The sequence below is a fragment of the Thalassospira sp. MCCC 1A02898 genome (genome assembly GCF_001618185.1).
Taxonomy (GTDB): Bacteria; Pseudomonadota; Alphaproteobacteria; order Rhodospirillales; family Thalassospiraceae; genus Thalassospira; species Thalassospira tepidiphila.
The window spans coordinates 1-24,490 of the sequence record NZ_LPXK01000010.1 but is presented as its reverse complement, the minus strand read 5'-3'; the positions used below and the strand labels follow the sequence as shown (position 1 = coordinate 24,490).

The window sequence follows — 24,490 nt, the reverse complement described above, 5'->3', positions numbered from 1 at the left end:
AAGGCCGTTCGGCGCCGATTGCATGTTCAAAGATGCTTTGTGACTTCAAAATGATGCAGGAGAGGTTTGTGGGGGTAACAGCACACCGGCAGATAACGCGGCGTGACTCTATTACCAGGAGCCATCTGGAAAAACGCGGCACCCTTATCAAGGAAACAGGCGAGCTCGGCAACGCCTTGGCAAGTCGCGGCGCGTTGATGAGCGGGCGCATGTCATTTAGTGATACGCAGTCGTTTCTTGATATTCACACCTCCGACACGATGGAGATGAAGGATGCCATCGCCGACTATCATGTTGGCGCGGCTGTGAAGGTTGCCATTATGCTGAAGGGACGGCTGCAGGCCGAGTTTGACGGCGTGCCGGTTGACCTTGATGCGCGGGATCATCCGGTCGGCTTTATCTGGGCAGTGCCGCAACCCTCTAAGGTCAGGCGTTATATCCACAAAGGCAGCGAAATCAGCAAGGTGATGATTTCGGCACAGTTTGACTGGGTCTTGCGCCAGCTTGGCAAGTCACCGGCCCGCTATCGTGAAATCGCCGATTTCTTCAATGCAGGTATTTCTGTGCGCAGTTGGCGTCCGTCACGCCGTGTGCTCGCACTTGCTGATCAGTTGATCTATCCGCACGCAACGGATCCGCTTATGCGCGAGTTGTATGAAGAAAGCCGCGGGTTGGAGATTTTTGCCGAAGCACTCTCCGCCATTCAGAACGGTACGGACCAAACGGCAACGCTTGGCAAAAATTCCGGCCCGGATGCGCTGGATCGCCATCATCGTGCACAGGAAATCCGTGATTTCATTCTGGCCAGTGACCCGGAACAACAAACCCTTTCGACCATTGCAGCCGCCATCGGGATCAGTGTCACCAGCATGCAGCGCATCTTCAAGGATGCCTATGGCATGACGGTAAAGGATTTCATCCGTGAAAGCCGCCTCGTCGCGGCCCGCGATGCCATGGAAAAGGACGGCCTGACGATTTCGCAGGCCGCCTGGGCGGCGGGCTATAAAAGCCCGGCCAATTTCGCAACCGCCTTCAAGCGCGTTTTTGGTATCACACCATCCGAGGCACGCGACCGCTAGCAAAGGGCTTAAGCAGCGCGGCCTCGGTGTGAGGCGGTGTTTGATCCTATGACGTCAGCTTCGTGATGAAGGCATCGACATCCGAGCGCAGTTTTTCGGAATTCTGTTTAAGCATGCGTGATACGTCCGAAACGTTTTGCGCCACCGTGCTGGTGCGTTGTGCGGTGCCGTTGACCGTTTCCAGGCTGCCGTTCACATCGCGATTGGCCGAAGACACCGCGTTGATATTGCCACTGATTTCGGTGGTGGCGGCGGCCTGTTGTTCGACTGCTGCTGAGATCGCGGTAACTGAATCAACGATGTTGCTGATCTGGCCGGCGACACCGTGAATGGCATTCACCGCGGCAACCGTGCTTTGCTGCACATTGTTGATTTGTGCTGTGATATCGCCGGTGGCCTTGGCGGTCTGATTGGCAAGGTTTTTGACCTCACTTGCGACCACGGCAAAGCCTTTGCCCGCTTCGCCGGCACGCGCTGCCTCGATCGTGGCATTCAGGGCCAGAAGGTTGGTTTGGCTTGCGATCTTGTCAATCAGGTCAACCACAGTGCCGATCTGCTCGGCAGCGGCATTGAGGGTTTCGATCGTGTCTGATGTTTGTTGTACAGACACTTCCACTTCGTTGGAAATTGTCGAGGCCCGCGAAACCTGGCTTGAGATTTCGCGAATGGAACTATCAAGTTCTTCCGCCGCACCGGCAACGGTGGTGGCATTATCGGCAGACAGTTCAGCAGCACCACGGGCCTTTTCAACTTCGCCCTGGGTTTCCTGCATGCTGGCCAACAGGGTTTCAGATGCCTGTGACATATCTTCGGCCGAGCTTGAAACGGCAGAAACAACCGTTCCGATGGTTTTTTCAAACTCGTCGGACATTTGCTGAAGTTTGTCGGCATAGGTCTTTTGCGTTTCTTCGTAATAGACCGTAATCGCCATTTCGACATCGATCAGCAGCGCATTGGTCGAGCCGATGATCATCAACGGCAGTTGTGAATCACGACTGAAGTTTTTGCACAGGACGGCGGTGATTTCGCCAAGCATGAAGTTATAGGCCGAAACATATGCTTCGGGCGTCAGTCCAATCCGTTCGTGGGCCTTACCGATGCGGCGCACGTCGTCGTAAAAGGATTGATCGAATGCGCCGTCAAAAAGTTTGGCCCAGTGTTTGGCCTGGGCATTCTTCAGGCGATCAATGTTTGACGGATCACCGACAATTTTTGCCAGAGCCGCGTTATTCATCACCTTATGGTAAAACTGATCAAGCATGCCCGGCAGGTTTTTTTCAATCACGGGCCATGCACGTTTGAGCTGTTTGATCTTTGGTTCGTCCAGTCCGATAAAGTCGAGACGGCTTTTAAGTTCAGGATGTACCACGTTTGATCCCCCGAGAAACAACAAGCAATGTGAACGCTTAAAAGATGCTGTTTCTTTAGGTTGGACCTGAATGGTCTAGTTTAACTATCCAAAAGGTTAGTGCGTTGCAATTTTATGTAATTAAAATACTGTTTCCATGTGTTAAATTGCGCGGATAAAGAGAAAAAACAGAAAAGATTTCTCATTTCCCGATCTGCTGCGTCATAGGGGTCCTTATACCATTGGTCGAATGGAGGCTCCTATGCCAATCAATGCCACGCAGCTTCGCACCCTTGTCGTCAAACCGGTTCTGGCGGCCCTTGGATTGCCTGCATCAGATGTCGCGGAAAACCTCATCATGGGCACAGCCGCCCATGAAAGTCATTTGGGCGATTATATTGAACAGGTCGGCGGTGGTCCGGCACTGGGAATTTTCCAGATGGAACCGGCAACCTTGCATGATTGTTATGAAAACTATCTTGATTACCGGGCGGACCTGAAAGCCAAGGTGGACGGGTTTCTTGCCCCGCAGCCAGCACAAGCAGATGGCACGCCAGACAAGGACGCACAACTGGCGACCAATCTGGCCTATGCCACAGCACTTTGTCGTATTCGCTACTACCGGGCACCGGCCGCGATGCCGACCGATCCCAACGACATCAACGGGCTGGCCGCCTATTGGAAGCAATATTACAACACGCCGCTTGGGGCGGGCACGGTTGAACAGTTCGTCGCGGATTACAATCGCTACCTTGGGTCGTAAGACACTGTTGGCGGACTGAAGGCCAGCATTCCGTAGCGGCAAGAAAAAATATTTCCTGATTTCGGCAAAAATAGTGGAAAAGGACAGTCGTTTTCGACAAAATTCCCCTCCGCAAGTTGGTGGTTGCGCAAAAAACCACCAAAACACAAGAATTTAAGGGGATCGGAATGAAACGTCGTCAGTTTCTAAAAGGGGCCGGACTGGGCGCGGGTGCGCTTGCTGCCTCGGTTGCAGCACCGGCTGTTGTATCCGCACAGGAAACGCTGAATTGGCGCATGGTAATGCCATGGCCAAAAGGAACCCCGGGACTTGGCACCAATGCCGAAAAGTTCGCCGCCATGGTCAAGGAGATGTCGGGTGGTCGCCTGAACATCACCATCTATGGTGCTGGCGAACTGGTGCCGCCGTTCGAATGCATGGATGCGGTCGAACAGGGTGTCGCCGAAATGGCGCACGGTACCCCGTATTACTGGCAGGGCAAAAACCCGGCCCTTAACTTCTTCTCGACCATTCCGTTCGGTCTGACCGCGTGGGAGCTTTCAAGCTGGATCCGCTTTGGCGATGGTCAGAAACTTTGGGAAGAAGCCTACGAAGAATTCAACGTTGTGCCGTTCTATGCCGGTAACTCTGGCATGCAGGCCGGTGGCTGGTTCAACAAGGAAATCAATTCGCTTGATGACCTTCAGGGCCTTAAAATGCGCTATGCCGGTCTTGGTGGCGAAGCCATGCGCCGTGCCGGTGCCAACGCGACCATGATCCCGCCGGGTGAAATCCTGCCGGCGATGCAGTCGGGTGCGATTGACGCGGCCGAATGGGTTGGCCCATGGAACGATATGGCGTTTGGCCTGTATCAGGTTGCCAAATACTACTACACCCCGGCCTTCCACGAACCTGGCCCGGGTCTTGAGATCTTTGTTGGCAAAGACAAGTTTAACGCGCTGACACCGGATCTGCAGGCGATCATTCGCTTTGCCGCACAGGCGATTGCCGAAAACACGTTTGCCGACTTCACCTTTAACAACATCCAGTCCTATCAGCCGCTGATCGACAAGGGTGTTGAGGTGCGTCAGTTCCCTGACGAAGTCATCATGGCGCTGGCCGAACATTCCAAGGCCGCTGTTGATGAAATTGCTGGCCAGAATGACCTCGCTGGCCGAATTGCTGCAAGCTACCTTGACCTCGTTAAGAAAGCCGCACGGTATGGCAAGGAATTCGAGGCAACCGGTCTGATGCACCGTGCAAAGGTCTGGGGCTACTAAGACTAGCCTTTAAATCCTTATCAGACCTTCGGTTCGATCCCCGATCAGGGACTGCCATTCTGGCAGTCCCTTTTTGTTTGGCTCTATGGTTGAAAATTTATCGACGAAATGTCGATGTCATGCGCTCAGTGCGATGCTGCATCCCGCAATCGTTAATTGTTGCCTGCGCCAAAAACCGTAACTTTGGACCCAAACAAGGTTACGAAATTATCTTCGTGAACTTTTTACGCAAAATTTTACCAATATTGGGAGCCCCACAATGAAACGTCGCGCGTTTCTGGGCGGTGCAGGCGTTGCCGCAGGCGCATTTGCCGCTACTGCCGCTGCACCATCAATCGTCAAAGCAAATGAAACCATCAACTGGCGCATGGTCATGCCCTGGCCGAAAGGAACACCAGGTCTAGGTGCGAACGGCGAACTGTTTGCCGAACGTGTGAACAAGATGTCGGGCGGCCGCCTGAACATCACCGTTTACGGTGCGGGTGAACTGGTCCCGGCGCTTGAATGCATGGATGCGGTCGAACAGGGTGTTGCCGATCTTGCGCACTCCACCCCGTATTACTGGTTTGGCAAGGACCCGGCTGTTTCGTTCTTTACCACCATTCCGTTCGGTCTGATGGGCTGGGAGCTCTCGGGTTGGCTGCGCTTTGGCGGTGGTCAGGCGCTCTGGGATGAGCTTTATGCCCAGTTCAACGTCAAACCGTTTCTGGCTGGCAACACAGGCCTTCAGGCCGGTGGCTGGTTCAACAAGGAAATCAACTCGGTTGAGGACCTTAAGGGCCTCAAGGTCCGTTATGCCGGTATCGGTGGCGAAGCCATGCGCCGTCTGGGTGCGACCCCGTCGCTTCTGCCGGCCGCCGACATCCTGCCGAGCTTGCAGTCCGGTGCGATTGACGCCGCCGAGTGGGTTGGTCCGTGGAACGATTATGCCTTTGGCCTCGCATCGGTTGCCAAATACTATTACACCCCGGCATTCGCCGAACCGGGTTCGGGCATCGAAGTCTTTATCAACAAGGACAAGTTCGCTGAACTGCCCGAAGACCTTCAGGAAATCGTCGCGGTTGCCGCACAGGCCAATGCCGAACAGACCCTGTCGGACTTCGCGTTCAACAATATTCAGTCCTATCAGGCGATCCTTGAAAAAGGCACCGAGATCCGTCACTTCAATGACGATCTGATCAATGCTTTTGCCAAGGCCTCCAAAGAAGCGCTTGAAGAAATTGCTGCGAAGAACGAGCTCACCGGTCGCATTTATGCGTCCGTGATGGATTTCGCCAAGAAAGCCGCGCCCTACGGCAAGGAATTCGAGGCAACCGCGCTTAACCAGCGCGCCAGTGTTTTTGCCAACGGCACGTACTAAGCCATCAGGCATCTTAAATGAAAAAGGCCGGCACCTTCGGGTGTCGGCCTTTTTTGTTGTCAGGTGTTCGCTGCTATAAACGGCTTAGTGCACGGTCGGCGCTTTTGGTGCTGCGGGCAAATCGAACGTGAACCTGTCTTGATCCTTAAGCTCTTCATTGGCGGCCCGTTTGACCAGTTCGGCGGCGAGGACCAGCGATGTTTCAATCGCCCATTTTAGCTGTTCGACTGCACCTTCGTTCCCGGCATTAAGCGCCTCTGGCAGGATGCGTTCCTGAAGGAACTTGGCGACACCGGCAAAGGCGCGTGCGGCACTTTCGCAATTGTTGCGTTCGACCATGAAGCGGCCGCTTTGTTCAATCGCATCGGCAATCCCGGCCAGATGGCCCATCATGATGCGAATTTCGGCGTCATCGGTTTCCGTCTTTTTTGCGACGAACCGCAGGATACCGGCGTAAAAGCCATAATCAGAAGCCATCTGAACCACGCTTTCCTTGATCTTTGGTCTCAAATCGATTTGCGCCGTTTTAGACAATTCGCCCGCCGTGGTATAGTCCCCGATAACAGATAATTGTGACCGCCTGGACAGGCGGCGATAACAAGGGCGTTTGCGTCGATGCTTCAGGGCGGACTGATCTTTATTGTTGCCATGACCTATATCGGGTTGTTGTTTGCCATTGCCCATTATGGCGACAAATATGCCGACAAGTGGCGCGCATCCAGATTAAAGCCGACGATTTATGCCCTGTCGATGGCGGTCTATTGCACAAGCTGGACCTTCTTTGGCTCGGTGGGCTCGGCGGCCACCGGGGGCTGGGCGTTCCTGCCGATCTATATCGGGCCGATTTTGGTGATGATTTTCGGTTTTGGCATCATGACCAAAATCGCCAGGGTCTGTCACAAGCAAAACATTACCTCGATTGCCGATTTCCTCGGTTCGCGCTATGGCAAAAGCCAAAGCCTTGCCGCCCTTGTGGCGCTGATCGCGGTGGTTGGCGTGCTGGCCTATATTTCGCTTCAGCTCAAAGCGGTGTCGATGTCGTTTGATGTGCTGATCGGCGATCTCGGCCAACAGGTTGTCCGTCATTCCGAAGGCCATTTTTCCAAGGATACGGCGTTTTATGTCACAATCCTGATGGCGGTGTTCGCCATCCTGTTTGGCGTGCGATATATCCACGCATCCGAACATCATGACGGCCTGATCCTGGCGGTGGCATTTGAAAGCCTGATCAAGCTTGCAGCCCTTCTGATGGTCGGCTTTTTCGTCGTTTACGGGATGTTTGACGGCTTTGTCGATATCAATCAACGTGCCCTGTCTGATCCTGCCATCCGCCAGATGTTTATTCCCGATACCTGGCTGACATCAAACTTCTTTATCGCCACCATGCTGGCGGGGTTTGCCATTTTCTGCCTGCCGCGCCAGTTCCATGTGACCTTTGTTGAAAATGATGACAGCCGCAACCTGACCAGCGCGCGCTGGCTGTTCCCGGCCTATCTGGTTGCGATCAACATCTTTGTCGTGCCGATCGCGATTGCCGGTCTGTTCATGTTTGGCGATAACCCGGCGGTCAATCCCGATACCTTTGTTCTGACCTTGCCGTTGCTCGGCGGGCAGAACTGGCTGGCGGTATTTGCCTTTATCGGCGGGTTGTCGGCCAGTACCGGGATGGTGATTGTGTCCTGTGTCGCGGTTTCGACCATGGTCTGTAACGATCTGGTCATGCCGCTTTTGCTGCGTTCTGAACGGCTCCAGAAACGCATGTCTGGTGATGTCAGTCAGGTATTGCTGAAAATCCGTCGGGCCGCCATCATTGCCATCCTGTTTCTGGCCTATGGTTTCTATCGGTTCCTCGCGGAAAACTATGCGCTGGCCGATATCGGGATGTTGTCCTTTGCCGCCATGGCGCAGTTCGGGCCGGCGGTTCTGGCCGCGATCTACCTTAAAAACATCAACCGGACCGGGGTGCGGCTTGGCCTGACGTCGGGCTTTGTGCTTTGGGCCTATACGCTTTTGATGCCGGCCTTTGTACAGGGCGGGTTGTTGCCATCCTCGCTCCTGACCGACGGGCCGTTTGGCATTGGTATCCTGAACCCGCAGGCCCTTCTGGGCGTCGGGATCGAAGATCATCTGACCCACGGGGTTGTGTGGTCACTTGGCGTGAATTTTGTTTTGATGTTTGTTGGCTCTGCCGTGGGTGTGCAGGGTGTCACCCAACGCCGTCAGGCGCAGGTCTTTGTCGATGTCTGGCGCAAGGATACCAAGGCGCGCAACGATACCTGGCCGGGCCGTGTGACGCTGGGCGATCTTGAAGATCTGGCCGCAAGGTTCCTTGGCAAGCATTGGGCGCAGCGCGCCTTTCGCAATTACCTGCAATCGCGTGATGTCGAAACCAAGCGATCCGATCTTGCCGATGTCGATGCCGCCAATTTTACCGAACATCTGCTTTCCGGTGCGGTCGGCGCCGCATCATCGCGCGTGGTGATGGCATTGTTGCTGCCCGACAAGGCCGTATCACGCCGCGATGCGATGGAGCTGCTGGACGAGGCATCCGAGGCCATCAAGTTCAACCGCGACCTTTTGCTCAATACGCTTGAAAACATCTCGCAAGGGGTCGGGGTGTTCGATCAGAACCTGCGTCTGGCCACGTGGAACCACCGTTTCATTGATTTGCTTGGCATTTCGACCAGCGACATTCAGGTGACATTGCCGCTGTCGGAGCTTGTTCATATCTGCCGCGATAACGGCAACCGGGCGGTCGACATTGATATCCTGCTGGGGCGCAATGCCGCACCCCAGATGCGCCGACTGCCCCATACCTATGAGCGCAAGCGTGCCGACGGTATGGTGCTTGAAGTTCGCACCAACCCGATGCCCGATGGTGGGTTTGTGGCGACCATTGCCGATATTACAGCCCGCGTGCGCACCGAGGAAGCCCTGCGTGATAGCGAACGCAACATCCGGATCTATACCGACAACATTCCGGTGATGATCGCCTATGCCGATAAAAATCAGCGCCTGCGCTTTACCAACCGGCCGTATGAGCGGATGTTTGGCCTGCGTCGGGTTGAGGCCCACGGCATGTCGGTCCGCGAAGCAGTGGGCGAGGAACGCTATGTCCATCTCGCCCCTATGATCGATCTTGTTTTGCAGGGCTATCGCCAAAGTTTCGAGATCGAATTTCCCGCGATTACGCGCAACCGAAATGACGAACGCGCCACGCTTGGCGTGCGCGAAGGTCGCTATGCCGAAGGCACCTATATCCCGCACTTTGACGAAACCGGTGAAGTGCTGGGCTATTTCTGCATCTATCACGACATCACCGAACGCAAGACCGCCGAACAGGCGCTTAAGGAAGCCAACGAAGGCCTCGAAGCCCGCGTGACCGAACGAACGCACGCGCTCGAAGTCCTGAACTCCGAGCTCTCGGACGCCAAGGAACAGGCCGAAACCGCCAACGACACCAAGACCCGCTTCTTTGCCGCCGCCAGCCACGACCTTTTGCAGCCGCTGAATGCCGCACGCCTGTTTACGGTCGCCCTTGGCGGCAAGCAGGGGCTGGCGGATGACATACTTGATCTCGTCGGCAAGGTGGATCTGTCGCTCAAGGGGGTTGAAGAACTCCTCAACGAGCTTCTTGATATCTGCAAGCTGGACGCTGGCGCGATGCAACCGACCATTCGCGACTTTGCCATCAATGATGTGCTGGGCGCGCTTGAAACCGAATTCGGGCCGATTGCCGAAAATGCGGGGTTAAGTTTCAAGGTCCATAAACGCGATCTGTGGGTGCGAAGTGACAGTCGTTTGCTGCGTCGTATCCTGCAAAACTTCATTTCCAACGCCATGCGCTATACCCGCACCGGCGGGGCGGTGGTCGGCTGCCGCGTGCGCGGGGACACGCTCAAACTCGAAGTCTGGGATAGCGGGCCGGGCATCCCCGAAGACAAACTGAAAATCATCTTCCGTGAATTCCATCGCCTCGAAGGCCCGGAAACAACCGATGTGAAGGGGCTGGGCCTTGGCCTTGCCATCGTGGATCGCCTTGGCAAGTCGCTCGGCCATCCGGTTTCGGTGCGCTCCCGCCCCGGTCGCGGTACGGTCTTCTCGGTCGAAGTGCCGCTGGGTGTTGCCGATACCGCCGCCACACCCAAACCCAAACGCCGCATGGCGGGCGAGTTGGGCGGTCTTCGCGTGCTGTGTCTTGATAACGAACCAGCGATCCTTGATGGCATGCGCGCCATGCTTGAAAACTGGGATTGCGTCGTGGTGACGGCTCAATCCGGCACGGCTGCCGAAAACCTGCTGACCCAGGAAATTGACGGCAAAAAGCCATTCTCGCCAGACATCATCCTTGCCGACTACCACCTTGATTCCGGCCAGACCGGGCTTGATGTCCTGATTCGGCTTCGTGATGTTCACGGCGTTAACGTGCCGGGCGTCATCATCACCGCCGACCGCGCGTCCGAGACCGCAGACCTGATAGCCGCCCAAGGCTACTCCCTGCTCAACAAACCGCTCCGCCCAGCCAAGCTGCGCGCGCTGATGACACGTGCGCTTAATCGGTTGGGGAGTGATGCGGCGGAGTAAGTAAATTCCTCTCAGGTTCACTCAAATAAAGAGTAAAAGTATGTCCGTTTATTCACCTGAACAAATATTGCAATTGGAACAAGCTAGTGCTGCTGTTCAGGGGAAATATGAGAAGTTACTTGGAGCATACTATTCCAAAAAATATCGTACTCCTAAGGGATACGAGTACGCACTACATGGGTTCGGTCGACGGTTACGTGTTATGACACGATGCATCGAGAACATATTTAGAGAGCTTCCACCCAGCCAAACTGTAAAACCGGATGATAGTCAAAGGCTTGATGCAACAATTAACATCCAATCCTTTGTTTACAACGCATATGGGTGCTGTGAGAATTTAGCTTGGATATGGGTTCATGAGAGAGAGATCAAAATGCCGAACGGTGATCCACTCTCATACGGAGCGGTAGGGTTTAGGAAAACCAACAGGGTTGTTTGGTGGTCTCTCCCAATTGACTTTAGAAAGCACCTTGGAACGTTGGATGAGTGGTTTGCCAACTTGAGGAGTTTTCGGGACGGTTTGGCACATCGTGTTCCATTGTACATACCGCCATCTCTTGTCGATCCTCAGAACAATGAAAAGTACGCTGAGCTTGAACGCCAAGCGACAATTGCCGAGATTACTCAAAACGACAAAGCCTTGAGGAAAGCAGAGGCAAAACTAGCTCAGATTGAGTTCTTTAGGCCGGTGATGACACACTCAGTGACAGAAGAAGCACCATTAATTCGCTTCCATGCTCAAGTGCTGGCAGATTTCAACACGGTGGAGGAAATCGCTACGAAGTTCTACAAGATTTTGTAGCAAGAGTACCGGATTCAAGCACTCTCCCGAACCGGCTGTATTAAAATATCCGCTTGAATACCCCAAACCTCATTTAGTTTTCTGATCTGCGTCAGCGATAGGCTGCTCTTGTGATTGAGGAACTCTGATGCACGGGAACGACTGCCAAGAATTTTGCCGAGTTCAGCACGGTCTAGTCCGTGCTGCTCCATGTAAAACAACACGGCCTCGACGGCATCCGGGGCGGCAATCGGGAATTGTTGCGCTTCGTACTGGTCAATCAGTATACCAAGCACTTCCAACTGATCAGCCTCTGGCGTGCCGGGTTTGACATCCCAAAGGTTTTTGAGCTGTTCCATTGCTGCGTCATAGTCAGCTTCGGTCTTGATGGGCTTTATGGTATCGGGCGTTTGCATGGTAAGGCTTCCTTCAGTCATGGGTAGAATACCATAAGGCAGTGGTTGGGGCGCAATGTTGTTCTAGCGGCTTGAGAACACAAGTTTGGCACCCATCGCAATAAAGGCGACGGCAAAACCCTTACCCATCCATGCCATGACCTTGGGGCGTTCGATAATGTGACTGCGGAGGGCGCCTGCAAAGCAGCCATAAACCACAAACACACCAAACGTCATCGCCATGAAGATCAGGCCGAGCAGGGTCATTTCGAGCGTTGTATCGGGCGTGTTCGCGCTAACAAATTGCGGCAGGAAGGCGAGGAAGAAGACTGAGAGTTTCGGGTTTAGCAGGTTGAGCAATATGCCGTCGCGGATGATTTTAAGAATGCCCGTGGTGCTTTCATTGGCGGTGACTTTCATCGCACCGGTCCCAAACCACATGCCCCAGGCCATATACAGCAACCAGGCCACACCAAGATAACGCACGATTTCAAAGGCGACTGCGCTGGCATGGAGCAGGGCGGCGAGGCCAAGGATGCTGGCAGTCATATGCGGGACGATACCAAGCGTGCAGCCAAACGCCGCCCAGATGCTGGCCTTCATGCCGCGTCCAAGCCCAAGTGCCAGGGTATAGATCACACCCGTGCCGGGCAGGACAACGATGATAAGCGAGGTTATCAGGAAATCGAGGCTGATCATTTTGTATCCGTTCGTTGAATGTTGTTGCCCTCAATCTAGGGATGGCGAGCCAAGCATTCTTGAACGGAATTGCAGGATATGAGGATTGCTCAGTTTCCGCGAACGGCGCGGGCATAGCGGCCCGGTGTCAGGCCAAAGGTGCGGACAAAGTGGCGGTTCAGATGGCTTTGATCGGCAAAGCCCGCGGCACTTGCGATATCAGCAAGGGTATCGCCGGATTTGATCATGGTCCTTGCAAGGTCAATGCGCCGCTGGATCAGATAGGCGTGCGGGGTGAGGCCCGTCGCACGGGTAAAGTCGCGAAGCGTCTGAAACTTGCTTAAGCCCGTTGCGTTGGCGAGGTCATCAAGGCTGTGGCTGCGTGTCGGGCTGTCATCGAGCAACGCCTTGGCGCGTTTGATCCGGGCATGCGCAACAGCCGTTCGGGCGTTTGAGTTCGGGGTGGATTCACCGGGGCCGATCATGGCGTGATGGAGCATCATCAGCAGCATTTCTTCCCGCCGAAGACGTGCGCTTTCTTCCGATCCGTTGGTGATGGCATCGAATAATGCGCCAAAGCAGTGCCGAACGTGGGGGCTGTCCATCACGGGCCGGGTGAATTCATATTGATCGGTTGCGGTTTCGGAAAGGTCACTTGCCGCGCGCGCGATCACGTCCGGGTCGAAATACAGCATGTTCCAGCCGCGCGGAGCATTGCCAATCGGATGGCCATCATGCACTTCGCGCGGATTGACCGTGATGATGTTGCCTGCCCCGGCCTCGACCATGCCGCGCCCGGAGGCGGATTTTTGCGCGCCGGAATACATGAAGCCGATGCCAAACGCCTCATGGGTGTGCTTGGCAAAGGAATGGCGTGTTTCGGCCATGACGGCTTCCACACCCAGACAATCATGGGCAATGACTTCGACCTTGTTCATCGCACAAAACTGGCAGCGTTTACAGATTTTGGCAATGGCGTAGGGTTTGGTGTTGGCTGATAACGCTACTTGCCATTTGTCGGAATGGTGCGGTCGGGAGTGTTACTGGCTGCATGCGGGCCCAGCAGTTCGCGAAGCCCGCCCAGACCTTCGACGTGATTGGAAATGACGCTGGCAACGATCAGAAGCGGGACGGCAACCAGAATGCCGACAAAGCCCCAGAGCCAGCCCCACAGTGCAATGGCAAGCACAATCGCGACCGAGTTGATTTTAAGCCGGTTGCCAATAAGCATCGGCGTGATCAATTGCCCTTCAAACACCGTGCAGGCCAGATAAAGTGCCGGTGCAATCAGGGCCTGTCCGGTGGTTTGCATCGACACAAGCGACACCACACCAACAATCACCACACCGGTCATCGCACCAAGGATCGGCACATAATTCAGCACCGCCGCCGCGATCCCCCAAAGCACAGGGTTGGGCAGACCGATAATCGCCATCAGAGTCCCGATCACGATGCCAAGCAAGATGTTGATTGCAGTAATCGTCGCAAGATAGCGCGAAACCTCGCGTTCCACGTCATGGGCGATGCGCAATCCCTTGCGTCGGTCACCAAAGGTCGGGAGCGAGCGGATCAGTTTCTGATAAATCCGATCACCCCCCGACAGGATGAACAGCAACAAAACGAGCATCAGCGCAATGCCCGCCAGAATATCAGGTGCGCCTTGGGCGGCCTGGCTGATCAGGTTGGGTTCGGCAACAACGACCCTTTGAACGTCTTCATCGCCATTATTCTGATCGGTGGCCTCGGAGACCTGCTTTTGGGCTTCGCGGAGTTTATCAAGCGGTTCGCTAAGATCGGCAAGGCGCAGGCGCAATTGACGCTCTATATTTGGCGCTTCATCGATCCAGCCCGATACCGGGCCGCTCAGGCCATAAATCCCGGCAATCACAGTCGCGCTGAGTGTCAGAACAATGGCAAAGGCCGTAACGGCATTGGGGATGTAAAATTTCGCAAAGGTGCGGACAACCGGCGAAAACACAAGCGACAGCAAAAACGCCAGAACAACCGGCAGCAAAAGACTTTGCGCGACGTAAAGACAACCCAACGCCAAAACCACAAATGTCCCGATCACTGAAATCGTCCGCGCCCGGCGGTACACCCGCGCACGCGCATTGGTGCGGCGTTCCGCATCACTGGGGACAGTCGCATCCGTTTCTGCCGCTGTGCCATTGGCGGGCGGATTGGCGTCCGGTGTTTCGGAGGCTTCAGGTGTTTCTGGCGAATGCGCGCCGCATCTGGCCGACATACAAGGACTCCCGACAGGGCAGGGCAACCGCCTGCAAACGTGTTTTTATCTGGATGTATGGATTAAACGGCTGAGCAGCGGGGAAGTTCCGCGGGCTGAAACCCCAAGGTGGATTTAGCCAAATTCGACCAATCAGGCCTCGATCGCCGGTTCCTGCAACTGCAATTCGCGCGCGATGATAACGGCCTGTGTCCGGCTATGGACCGAAAGTTTGCGCAGGATGGCCGATACGTGGGCCTTGACGGTCGCCTCGGTGACATCAAGCTCATAGGCGATCTGCTTATTGAGCTTGCCTTCAGTCAGCATATTGAGAACACGCAATTGTTGCGGGGTAAGCTGGCCGATCTTTTCGGCCAATCCGGTGGCCTCATCATCGGTCGGGCCGTTTTCCATGGCGTCCCGCGCCCAGTCGGGCATCCACATGCCACCATCGAGCACGGTCTTGACCGCAAGCCCGATTTGATCGACCGGGGCTGATTTTGGAACAAAGGCCGATGCGCCATACTCAATGGAACGGCGCACGACAGGTAGTTCCTGACTGGCGGAAACGATGGAAACCGGAATATCGGGATAGGATGCACGCAGGGTAAACAGGCCGGTAAAGCCGTTCATGCCGGGCATATGAAGATCAAGCAGGACAAGATCGATATCACCCTTGTGGGCTTCGATCTGATCAATGGCTTCATACAGGCTGCCGGCTTCAAGGACCGATACGTTTTCCAGTTCCGAGCTTAACGCCTGTTTGAGGGCTCCGCGCACTAGCGGATGGTCATCGGCGATCAGAATCTGGAACGTTTCGGACATTGGCGATTTTTCCCCTGAAAGTTATCATTCCCCGACAGGTCGCAATTATTCTATCCCGTTCAAGCGGAACTCACAAATTATTAGGTGAGAAAAGGATGGGATATTTTTGATTTTGGTAGGGTGCGACCCGGTGGACGCCGATCTGCATGAGAAGATGTTTTGTCTGGAAAACCGGCAGAAAGGTTGAGGGAAACCAAAGATCACTCTCGCCCCACGAAATGTGAAACTTTGGCCCCCCTCGCGCCACCGTTTGAGAGTATGCCCATTAAAATCGGCGCCGTAAACTCCGCATTTGAGGAAAAATGAAATTTATCCTATCAGTGTTATCGCTGACCGAAATTCAGTTCTGAAACACCACACTGCATTGCGAAATTGGCGATTTTATACAATCCGTTCCAAAACCGCGCAGCCCAAGGAAAAAAGGACCCTTAAATGTCTGAACAGCCGCAAGAGATTCGTCGCGAAGACTATAAGGAACCTGACTTTATTGTCGAAAAGGTCGAACTGGTTTTTGACCTTGATCGTGACGTGACAAATGTCAAATCGCGCCTGTTTATGGCTGCGAATCCTGTGCGCGGTACCGGAAAGGGGGACGAGGTTTTCCTCCATGGCGAGGATATGAAGCTTCTTTCCGTCACCCTCAATGAAGCCCGCCTGGCGTCCAGCGATTTCACGGTCGATCAGGAAGGCCTGCGTTTTAAGGCACCGGGGCAAAACTTCATTGCCGAACTTGAAACCCAGATTTCGCCAGCCAACAACACCCGGCTTGAAGGCCTTTATGTTTCGCAAAGTGCCTTTTGCACCCAGTGCGAGGCCGAAGGGTTCCGGCGTATCACTTATTTCCCGGATCGCCCGGACGTCATGGCGACCTATAAGGTCACGATCAATGCGAATAAGGAAAGCTGCCCGGTTTTGCTTTCGAACGGCAACCTGATCGACAGTGGCGATCTTGACGGCGGCCGTCATTTTGCCGTGTGGGAAGATCCGTTCCCGAAACCATCCTATCTGTTTGCGCTGGTCGCCGGTGATCTGGCCTGTGTCGAAGACAGTTTCAAAACCATGTCGGGTCGCGATGTGGCGCTGCGCATCTTTGTCGAACACGGCAATGAAGATCGCTGCGATTATGCGATGGACAGCCTGAAACGGTCGATGAAGTGGGACGAGGAGGTCTATGGCCTCGAATACGATCTCGATCTGTTCAATATCGTTGCCGTTTCCGACTTCAATATGGGCGCGATGGAAAACAAGAGCCTGAATGTGTTTAACGCCAAATTCGTTCTGGCCCGCCCGGATACGGCGACCGATGGCGATTATGAACGGATCGAATCCATCGTTGCACACGAATATTTCCACAACTGGTCTGGCAATCGTGTCACCTGTCGCGACTGGTTCCAGCTGTCGCTCAAAGAAGGTCTGACCGTGTTCCGTGATCAGGAGTTCTCGGCCGATCAACGTTCCCGCCCGGTGCAGCGGATCAAGGATGTCAACGCGCTCCGCGCCGCCCAGTTCCCCGAGGACGCAGGCCCGCTGGCCCATCCGGTGCGCCCGGACAGCTATATGGAAATCAACAATTTCTATACCGCCACGGTCTATGAAAAGGGCGCGGAACTGATCCGGATGATGCATACGTTGCTGGGCCCGGATGGCTATCGCAAGGGTATCGACCTTTACTTTGATCGCCATGACGGGCAGGCGGTGACCTGTGATGACTTCGCCAAGGCGATGGAAGACGCCAATGCCATCGATTTCACCCAGCTCAAACTCTGGTACTCGCAGGCCGGCACGCCGAAACTCAGCTGGCAGGGCGACTATGACGCGGATGCCAAACAATACCGTCTGACCATTTCGCAGAAAACCGATCCGACCCCGGGGCAGCCCGATAAGAAACCGCTGCACATGCCGATCTCAATCGGGCTTCTGGGCGCGGATGGTTCACACCTCGTCGCCAAAACGGTGGAACTGTCTGAGGCCAGCCAGGAATTCGTCTTTGATGGTGTGACTGAGGCGCCGGTGTTGTCCTTTAACCGGGGATTCTCGGCACCGGTCAACATCACCACCGATCAGCCCGATGACGAGCTTGTCTTCCTGATGGGCAATGACAGCGATGCTTTCAATCGCTGGGAAGCCGGGCAGAAATACGCAACCCGTTTGATGTTGTCTGCGATTGCCGCTTATGAGGCGAATGGTGGCGACGTTAATGCCGCCTTTGCCGATGAACAGGCCCGCGTTGATGCCTTCATTGCGGCGATGCGCGCGACACTTACCAATGACGATCTTGATAAGGCGTTCCGTGCCGATGCGCTTGTCTTGCCGGGCGAGGCGTTCCTGTCCGAACAACGCAAGCCCGCCAATCCCGAGGCGATCTATCAGGTGCGCACGGCCCTGCGCAAACGCATTGGCCAGGCGCTTTCCGATGATTTCGCCAACACCTATCACCAGAATGCCTCAAACGCGGCCTTTACCCCGGATGCGACGTCGGCGGGGCAGCGTGCCTTGCGGGCAACGGCCCTTGCCTATCTGGTGGCAAGCGGGGCGGCTGAATTTGCCGACGTGGCGGTCGCACAGTATGGCACGGCTGATAACATGACCGATCAGATGGCAGCCCTTTCGGTGCTGAATAACCTTGATCATCCGGGCCGCGAAACCGCATTGGCCGATTTCGAGGAACGCTTTGCCAATGACGGTGTCGTTCTCGATAAATGGTTCTCGTTGCAGGCGATGTCATCGCGTGATGATACATTGGCCCGCATCAAGGATCTGATGAGCCACCCGGCCTTTACCATGCGCAATCCCAACAAGGTGCGTGCGCTGATCGGGGCGTTCGCCATGGGCAACCCGCGTCACTTCCATGCCAAGGATGGATCGGGTTACGCCTTCTATGCTGATCGCCTGATCGAACTTGATGACATCAACCCGCAGGTCGCCGCACGCCTCTGCGCCCCGCTTGGCAAATGGGCAAAATACGATGCGGAACGTGCGGACAAGATGAAGGCCGAACTCAACCGGATCCTCGCCAAGCCGGAAATCTCGCGCGATTTGTATGAAATCGCCTCGAAATCCGCGGCAAGCTGATCACGCGATCATATATGGTGAAATGACAAAGGGCGGCACCCACAGGATGCCGCCCTTTGTGTTGGCAAATATCACAAAGCCGATCAGGTCAGCTTCATGCGCTCGCTGAACTCGCGCATTTTCTCTGACAGGTTGCGCGCCACTTCCGAAAGGTTATGGCTGGCCGTGTTCAAATCATGCGCGCTGCGCCCGGTGCTTTGTGCGCCGTCATTCACAAAGGTGATCATTTCGTCCATCGATCCCGCACCGGCCGCGATGCGTTGAACGTTTTCGGAAATCTCACCGGTGGCACGGCGTTGTTCATCAACCGATTGGGTGATGGTCGACTGGATGTCGTTGACCTGATGAATAACTTCGCCAACCGTGCTGATTGAATGGGCCGCCTTTTGCACTTCTTCCTGAATGGCGGCCGTCAGGTCACCAATCTGGCCGGTGGCACTTGCGGTTTGATCGGCAAGCGATTTGACCTCGTTGGCAACCACGGCAAAGCCCTTGCCAAGTTCACCGGCACGTTCGGCTTCAATCGTCGCATTAAGCGACAAAAGCTTGGTGCGATGGGCAATGTCGTTGATCAGATCAATGATCGATCCGATCTCGGAGCTGGCCTTTTCAAGCGATCCGATATTGCGCTGGCTTTCTTCGGCTTCTTCACGTGCCCGTCCGGTCACGGTGGAAGCCTCGGTTGCCTGGCGGTTGATCTCCGCGATTGAGGACGAAAGTTCCTCAACCGCGGTGGCAACATTTCGGGTATTCGATGCCGCCTCGCGCGAGACATCCAGTGCTCCACCCGATTGCTGCACCGTGTTTTCCGACTGGTTTGTCAGTTCACTTGCAAGGCTCAGCAACCCTTCGGACTGTTCGGTCACGGATTGGGCCACACGCGCAACCTCGGCCATCAGTTCGGTGACCGCGATCTTGCTTTCCTCACGCTCTGACACGTCGTTCCAGGCCAGCATGGTGCCCAAAAGGACATTGTCCTTGTCGCGGACCGGGGCGGCAAGAATATCAAGATAACCACGGTCGGTCTGGATGATCTCGGTGAAGGGCAGGTTGTTCGGATTGGCAAGCTTGGCCTGGAAGTCTGATCCAAGATTAAGGAAATCACCCGAAATCGTTGCCGTGGTCCCGCCAAGATAGTCTTGCGCACTGGCGTTAAGATAACTCAGCTTGCCATCAGGCAGGATCATCGCCGTCATGGTCGGGGTATTTTCGACCATGTTTTGCAAGATCAAGGCCTGACGAACCGATTCACGCAAGGCAATCAATGCCTTTTTCATCTCGCCGATTTCGTCATTGCCGACATTGGGCAGATTGACGTTGGTATCCCCGTTCGAGATTGACGTCATCGCACCGGCAAAGGCGCGCAGATTGCGCAGAACCGTGGTGCGCAACAGGATCCAGCCAACAATCCAGGCCGCCAGAAGCACGCCGACAAGGATTTCGATCGACAGCAGGCGCAGGCTATCTGTCTGGGCATAGAAATCAGACACGTCGCGGTCAAACCGGGCCTCTGCCCAGACGCCGCCACGACCATCACTGATCATAACCTCGACTGCCGCGCGGTGCGTATCACCTGCTTTGGCGGTTTCGGGCGCTGGCGCTTCACTGCTGGCTTGCGGCGCCGCATCCCCGGCGTTTTCTGTGGCGGCATCGCCCTCTGCTGGCGGGGCAGCTTCTGCTTCTGCCTCTGCCGGGGCCTCAAGGCTTTCAAACAGCACGTTGCCAGAATTATCAAGAATCTGGAAGTTGCCACCCAAAACCTTGCCAATGCCCGCAAGCTGGGGCAGGGGATCGGTGATGACTTCAAGGAAACCAACAGCGCGGAACCCGCCAACCGGCAGGATCAGGCTAAAGACCGGACGCCCGTCCGGGGTTGCCCACATAAAGCTTGCCGGTTTGCGGGCTTCGGCCTTGTCGCGACCGATCAAATAGGCTTTGACGTCCGGGTCATCCGTGACGCTGGCACCCAGATTGGCTTCGGACGTCGCCAGTTGATTGAATTCCTGATCATAGGAAATTGCCGCAATCAGGTTTACATCGCCCTGAACCACTTCACGTGCGTTCGACAGGATGTTGAGTTCGGCTTGCATGCGCGTCTGGTCATTTTCCTGATAACTTTTGACCAGGCTGCCAAGCCGCGACCATTCATTGGCAATGGGGGTAATTTTGTCGGCATAGTCGGTGGCAATACGCGACCCGACAAAGAAATTGACTGTACCACTGACCGAATTGTTCAGTGTTTCAATCGCAAAGTTTCGATAGGTATCACCGGTCCAAAGAAGCATCCATGTCACTGCACCTGAAACCAGTAATCCTGTTACGAGCAAAATCCGTCGTAACGTCAGAAGGCTGGTAGCACCTCCTGCAATAGCCGTCTTCGCGGCCTTGTCTCCCGTCATTTTTGTCACTCCAGAGCAAACCAAGTTTATTTTTTGTCTTTGGTCATATTGGCTCGCGTCTCTCCCGCTCACACCTCTACTTCTCAAGAGTAGTTGTTTTGATCCAAGCAGAGCTTGGTTTGGAACACAATCCCTTATTTCTCGATTTCCATAGGATTGCTGCGGCACTCAGCCGGTTTGAAGCGGTCCGAAATCTGGAAATTCTCGTTTTGGTTGGGGGGCTTAGCCCCGATTTACGCGCGCGATTTCGACACATTGAAATTTTTTCTGCGAATGTGTGTGATAATCGTTTGCAATTGCAAAAACGATGCTCTATGACTGTGTTTGTCAAATGCAGACGACAACGTCGTTTGTGACCGGCCATCGGGCCTACATGGCGTGCCTGATGGCTTCTATCTTCGGGACTCTCTCTCCCCGAAGGTCGATCTCTCTCACTCGAGGGGGCTGGTATCCGGATCATTGTGCGGGACAATGCCGGAATTCATACCAGTCCCCCTTTTTTTATCCAAAACACATTGACCCATATCGATCTTTGGCACGCTGCCCGGTTGCATCCGTGCACGGCTTTAGCGTTTTATAAAGGTGCTGTTGGTTACAAAAGCAGGGTAACTTTGATGTCGTGAAGGATGGCCAAGTCCATGGCTGGCGAAGACAACACCAACAAACCCGATTTGCGCGCAACCCCGGAACCGCAGACTGATCCGGATGCCGGGCAAAAGGATGCACCGCTTCCGGCCTTTATATATGGCCGGGACGGGCATGGTGATGGCAGCGCACGTGGGGCAGAACGCTCCGGTGATCGGCAAAACCTTAATGCACGGATAGCGGATATGGATCGCAAAACCCTTCTTGGCCTGGTCACAGGCGCAGGCATGCTCGGCCTTGTCTTGTTCTTTGCCGGAATGCTGGTCGGCGCAGGCTTGTTCATGGATTCTGAAGACGGTGCGCGCACCACCCAGACAGAGCAGCCGCAGGTCGAAATGCTGGCCTCCGCCCCGGAAGAACCAACCGAAATTCCCGATGCCACGCCTGAGTCAACCGAACCGGCAGCAACAACACCGGCACCGGAAATCAGCGCTGATAGCGAAGACCCGGTTGGCGATCTGATCGCGCAGCGCACAGAGGCACTTTCGGATGATGCCACGGCTGGCAGCGAAGCCGCATCGGATGCAACTGAAACCGAAGAAACCGCAGAAGCCGCAGGTTCGGAAGATCAGGCGATTGCAGCCCCGGAAATTCGCGACGTAACCGGCGATACCGATGCACCAGCCGCACCGGAAGCCCCGGCCGTTGAAGACGCGAAAGACTCTGCTGCGACCGAGGCTGCGCCAACCGATGAACAGGCACCCGCGCCAGAGGCATCCGAACCGGCGGCCGAAACCGCCGAAACCACGCCGGCACCAGCACCAGCAGCCCCGGCATCAGATGCCAGCAAGCCTTTCTCGGTTCAGGTTGGTGCCTTCAAGGTGCATGAAAATGCCAGCCAGCGTGCCGAGGAACTGCGCGGCAAGGGACTTGAAGTCGCCGTTGTCGTGCGCGGGCCAGAGGACGAAGGGGCTTGGTACTATGTCCGGATCGGGTCCTATGCCAACCTTGCAGCAGCTCGCGATGATGCCGCCAAAATCAAGGCGGATCATTCGATTGACGGTTTCCCGGTTCGTGCAGAGCCAAATGACCGCGTGGTAGACTGATCAGATCGGGGGCGCATCCCGGGTACGGTGAAGGCGCACACTATATATATAGATGTAATACTGCAGAGCGGGGTGGTCATATGGACTGCCCCGCTTTTCTATTGGGCTTGGCGCGTTCAATTGCCAAATTGATGTCATCGGGTTTGTTTTTGTCCTTTGATTGGGGCATTCTTCTTGCCATCTTTGGGTAAAGGCGCTACGCGCTAGGTTCTCAAACACCAGACCGGCAGCCGCTTGATTGGAACGGCTGCAAAGCAAGACAGGATGGCCGATAGCACATGAGCACGCACAAGGATTTCCCGAACCTTCATATTCTTGATCATCCGCTGATCCAGCATAAGCTGAGCCACATGCGCAAGGTCAGCACTTCGACCAAGACCTTCCGTCAGTTGCTCAAGGAAATCGCCCTTCTGATGGGCTATGAAATCACCCGCGAGCTTCCTGTCAGCTATGAAGACATCGAAACACCAATTTGCGCGATGAAGGCGCCGGTCATTCAGGGCCGTAAACTGGCGGTGGTTCCGATCCTGCGCGCCGGTTCGGGCATGGCCGATGGCCTGATCGAACTGATGCCGTCCGCGCGCATTGGTCATATCGGCCTCTATCGCGATCCGGAAACCCACATGCCGGTCGAATATCTGGTCAAGCTGCCCGAAGTCGAAGGCCGTACCTTTATTCTGGTCGATCCGATGCTGGCAACCGGGAACTCGGCAGTGGCGGCGATCGATACGCTCAATAAATACGGTGTTGCCGACAAGGACATCCGCTTCATGGCGCTGGTTGCCGCCCCCGAAGGGGTCAAGGTCTTCCAGGATGCCCATCCGGATGTGCCGATCTATACTGCCGGCCTTGATGAGAAGCTCAATGAAAAGGCTTATATCGTTCCGGGCCTTGGCGATGCCGGCGACCGACTGTTCGGTACGCGCTAGGTCCATCGACCAGCCATTGCGTTTCGCATTAAAAAAGGGTGCCGTTTGGCACCCTTTTTGTTTTTGAAGTTTTCGGCGGTCTGGTCGGGCTGGCAATCAGCCCTTTGGCGATACCGTGATATCAACCACCGATCCGCTAAAGGAGCCCCCGGTCAACTTGATGGTCGCAACCCGGTTTTCACGGTCATAGACCAGAACTGAAATATCGGCGCGGACCACCGTCACCTTGCTCCAGCCAAAGTTTGGCATTTCGCGTTCATAGAAATCATACATCTGCGCTTGCGATCCGCCGGCATTCAGGACAAGCCGCCCGTGCCAGGCATCGGATGCGCCAAAGATGATGCTTCTGTCCATATCGAGTGACGAATTGGACGGCATCGGAATATCTGTGAACTGGGTGAAAGACGGACCTGGTTGGCCACCTTTGCCTTCACTGCTGCCCGGGCCCGTATTGGGCACAAGATTGGTGCCAGAGCACCCGGCAAGAGAGAGCCCCGCAAAGGCGGCGGCACATATAAGATATTGTCGCAGTCTCATCATCTTCCTTCGGTCCCCTGATGCCCGTCTTATAACGAGGGGTATGGATATCTCGCCCTATCATCGGGTCATAATGTAAAGGAAAGGTTCACATATTTGCTTTTGCGCCATTTTGCGGCCTTGCCCGGATGATATGTCCTTTTGGACTAAATTGGCGGAACTATCACGGTTAATATGACCTTTAATATGACCTTGCGCATTGCATCACATCAAACGGGTTGAACCGGACTTTGGGCCTATAGGGCGAATCAACGGCCCGTAATCTTGGTTTTTTCGAATCATTTTGATCCGGCGCAATGTTTTTTGCCGGGTAAAAGCCCAGTCTTTGCGGGTCTTTTTCAGGACCTTTGCGGGATTTTTCAACCAAGAGTCTGATGGGGACTGGTGTCTGACTTTTATGGTTGGATATGGCTTTTCGACTATGTTGTTGAAAAATAACAATATTCAGAAAAGTTCCCATTAAATGCATTTTTTTCTGAAAAAGGTGTTTACAGGTTCGGATTGGGGCCCTATAACCCGCCTCCACCGACGGGGTGCGGCGCCAACGAGACGGCGACGCGGACTTT

At 55.0% G+C, this 24,490-nt stretch carries 19 protein-coding genes; 9 read left to right on the top strand and 10 right to left on the bottom strand.

Features of this window, described 5'->3' with window-relative positions:
- The first annotated feature begins 209 nt into the window (after positions 1–209).
- Positions 210–1,079 carry an AraC family transcriptional regulator gene (locus tag AUQ41_RS09160; protein WP_232308352.1) on the top strand — a complete coding sequence of 290 codons (870 nt, stop codon included), beginning with the start codon at positions 210–212 and terminating at the stop codon, positions 1,077–1,079.
- A 46-nt stretch (positions 1,080–1,125) separates the two neighbouring features.
- Here the strand turns inward: AUQ41_RS09160 and AUQ41_RS09155 are convergent, their stop codons facing one another.
- Positions 1,126–2,448: a globin-coupled sensor protein gene (locus tag AUQ41_RS09155; RefSeq protein ID WP_008892310.1), complete on the bottom strand. Its 1,323-nt coding sequence runs from the start codon at positions 2,446–2,448 to the stop codon at positions 1,126–1,128.
- Positions 2,449–2,689: 241 nt separating this feature from the next.
- On the opposite strand from AUQ41_RS09155, the gene AUQ41_RS09150 reads away from it, so the two are divergent.
- The 3 genes from AUQ41_RS09150 (at position 2,690) to AUQ41_RS09140 (ending at position 5,809) form a co-directional block, all read left to right on the top strand.
- The gene (locus AUQ41_RS09150) at positions 2,690–3,190 is read left to right on the top strand and encodes a hypothetical protein (protein ID WP_008892311.1); all 501 of its coding nucleotides are present in this window, start codon (positions 2,690–2,692) and stop codon (positions 3,188–3,190) included.
- A gap of 167 nt (positions 3,191–3,357) precedes the next feature.
- Positions 3,358–4,449 (top strand): TRAP transporter substrate-binding protein, encoded by a 1,092-nt coding sequence (locus AUQ41_RS09145; protein ID WP_063088472.1) that lies wholly within the window; start codon positions 3,358–3,360, stop codon positions 4,447–4,449.
- A gap of 259 nt (positions 4,450–4,708) precedes the next feature.
- Positions 4,709–5,809, top strand: coding sequence for a TRAP transporter substrate-binding protein (locus AUQ41_RS09140; RefSeq protein WP_063088073.1), 1,101 nt, complete (start codon positions 4,709–4,711; stop codon positions 5,807–5,809).
- A gap of 84 nt (positions 5,810–5,893) precedes the next feature.
- Here the strand turns inward: AUQ41_RS09140 and AUQ41_RS09135 are convergent, their stop codons facing one another.
- Positions 5,894–6,286 carry a hypothetical protein gene (locus AUQ41_RS09135; protein ID WP_008892314.1) on the bottom strand — a complete coding sequence of 131 codons (393 nt, stop codon included), beginning with the start codon at positions 6,284–6,286 and terminating at the stop codon, positions 5,894–5,896.
- 138 nt (positions 6,287–6,424) lie between these two features.
- On the opposite strand from AUQ41_RS09135, the gene AUQ41_RS09130 reads away from it, so the two are divergent.
- A complete protein-coding gene (locus tag AUQ41_RS09130; RefSeq protein WP_063088071.1) occupies positions 6,425–10,393 on the top strand; it encodes a PAS domain-containing hybrid sensor histidine kinase/response regulator in 3,969 nt (1,322 codons plus the stop codon).
- Between the two features lie 40 nt (positions 10,394–10,433).
- A complete protein-coding gene (locus AUQ41_RS09125) occupies positions 10,434–11,195 on the top strand; it encodes a hypothetical protein (protein WP_063088069.1) in 762 nt (253 codons plus the stop codon).
- A 14-nt stretch (positions 11,196–11,209) separates the two neighbouring features.
- Here the strand turns inward: AUQ41_RS09125 and AUQ41_RS09120 are convergent, their stop codons facing one another.
- The 5 genes from AUQ41_RS09120 to AUQ41_RS09100 form a co-directional block, all read right to left on the bottom strand.
- Positions 11,210–11,590, bottom strand: a complete 381-nt coding sequence (locus tag AUQ41_RS09120; RefSeq protein ID WP_063088067.1) for a type II toxin-antitoxin system HigA family antitoxin — start codon at positions 11,588–11,590, stop codon at positions 11,210–11,212.
- Positions 11,591–11,653: 63 nt separating this feature from the next.
- Entirely contained in the window at positions 11,654–12,268 is a 615-nt protein-coding gene (locus AUQ41_RS09115; RefSeq protein WP_143588792.1) for a LysE family translocator, read from the bottom strand.
- 89 nt (positions 12,269–12,357) lie between these two features.
- Positions 12,358–13,185 carry an AraC family transcriptional regulator gene (locus tag AUQ41_RS09110; protein WP_063088064.1) on the bottom strand — a complete coding sequence of 276 codons (828 nt, stop codon included), beginning with the start codon at positions 13,183–13,185 and terminating at the stop codon, positions 12,358–12,360.
- Positions 13,186–13,250: 65 nt separating this feature from the next.
- On the bottom strand, positions 13,251–14,492 hold the full coding sequence (locus AUQ41_RS09105) for an AI-2E family transporter (RefSeq protein ID WP_232308351.1): 1,242 nt from the start codon (positions 14,490–14,492) through the stop codon (positions 13,251–13,253).
- A 132-nt stretch (positions 14,493–14,624) separates the two neighbouring features.
- Positions 14,625–15,296: a response regulator transcription factor gene (locus AUQ41_RS09100; protein ID WP_063088062.1), complete on the bottom strand. Its 672-nt coding sequence runs from the start codon at positions 15,294–15,296 to the stop codon at positions 14,625–14,627.
- Positions 15,297–15,728: 432 nt separating this feature from the next.
- Here AUQ41_RS09100 and pepN point away from each other — a divergent pair, with 432 nt between their 5' ends.
- The gene (gene pepN / locus AUQ41_RS09095) at positions 15,729–18,368 is read left to right on the top strand and encodes an aminopeptidase N (protein WP_063088061.1); all 2,640 of its coding nucleotides are present in this window, start codon (positions 15,729–15,731) and stop codon (positions 18,366–18,368) included.
- 83 nt (positions 18,369–18,451) lie between these two features.
- Here pepN and AUQ41_RS09090 read toward each other — a convergent pair whose 3' ends face one another.
- Complete coding sequence (locus tag AUQ41_RS09090) at positions 18,452–20,767, bottom strand: methyl-accepting chemotaxis protein (RefSeq protein ID WP_232308350.1); 2,316 nt, start codon at positions 20,765–20,767, stop codon at positions 18,452–18,454.
- A 638-nt stretch (positions 20,768–21,405) separates the two neighbouring features.
- On the opposite strand from AUQ41_RS09090, the gene AUQ41_RS09085 reads away from it, so the two are divergent.
- Both AUQ41_RS09085 and upp read left to right on the top strand, forming a co-directional pair.
- On the top strand, positions 21,406–22,458 hold the full coding sequence (locus tag AUQ41_RS09085) for an SPOR domain-containing protein (protein WP_063088056.1): 1,053 nt from the start codon (positions 21,406–21,408) through the stop codon (positions 22,456–22,458).
- 278 nt (positions 22,459–22,736) lie between these two features.
- Positions 22,737–23,387 (top strand): uracil phosphoribosyltransferase, encoded by a 651-nt coding sequence (gene upp / locus AUQ41_RS09080; protein WP_008892328.1) that lies wholly within the window; start codon positions 22,737–22,739, stop codon positions 23,385–23,387.
- A gap of 96 nt (positions 23,388–23,483) precedes the next feature.
- Here the strand turns inward: upp and AUQ41_RS09075 are convergent, their stop codons facing one another.
- Together AUQ41_RS09075 and AUQ41_RS21175 are read right to left on the bottom strand one after the other, a co-directional pair.
- Positions 23,484–23,927 (bottom strand): hypothetical protein, encoded by a 444-nt coding sequence (locus AUQ41_RS09075; protein ID WP_231959834.1) that lies wholly within the window; start codon positions 23,925–23,927, stop codon positions 23,484–23,486.
- Positions 23,928–24,105: 178 nt separating this feature from the next.
- The coding region (locus tag AUQ41_RS21175) for a hypothetical protein (protein WP_232308349.1) at positions 24,106–24,490 on the bottom strand (385 nt) is incomplete at its 5' end.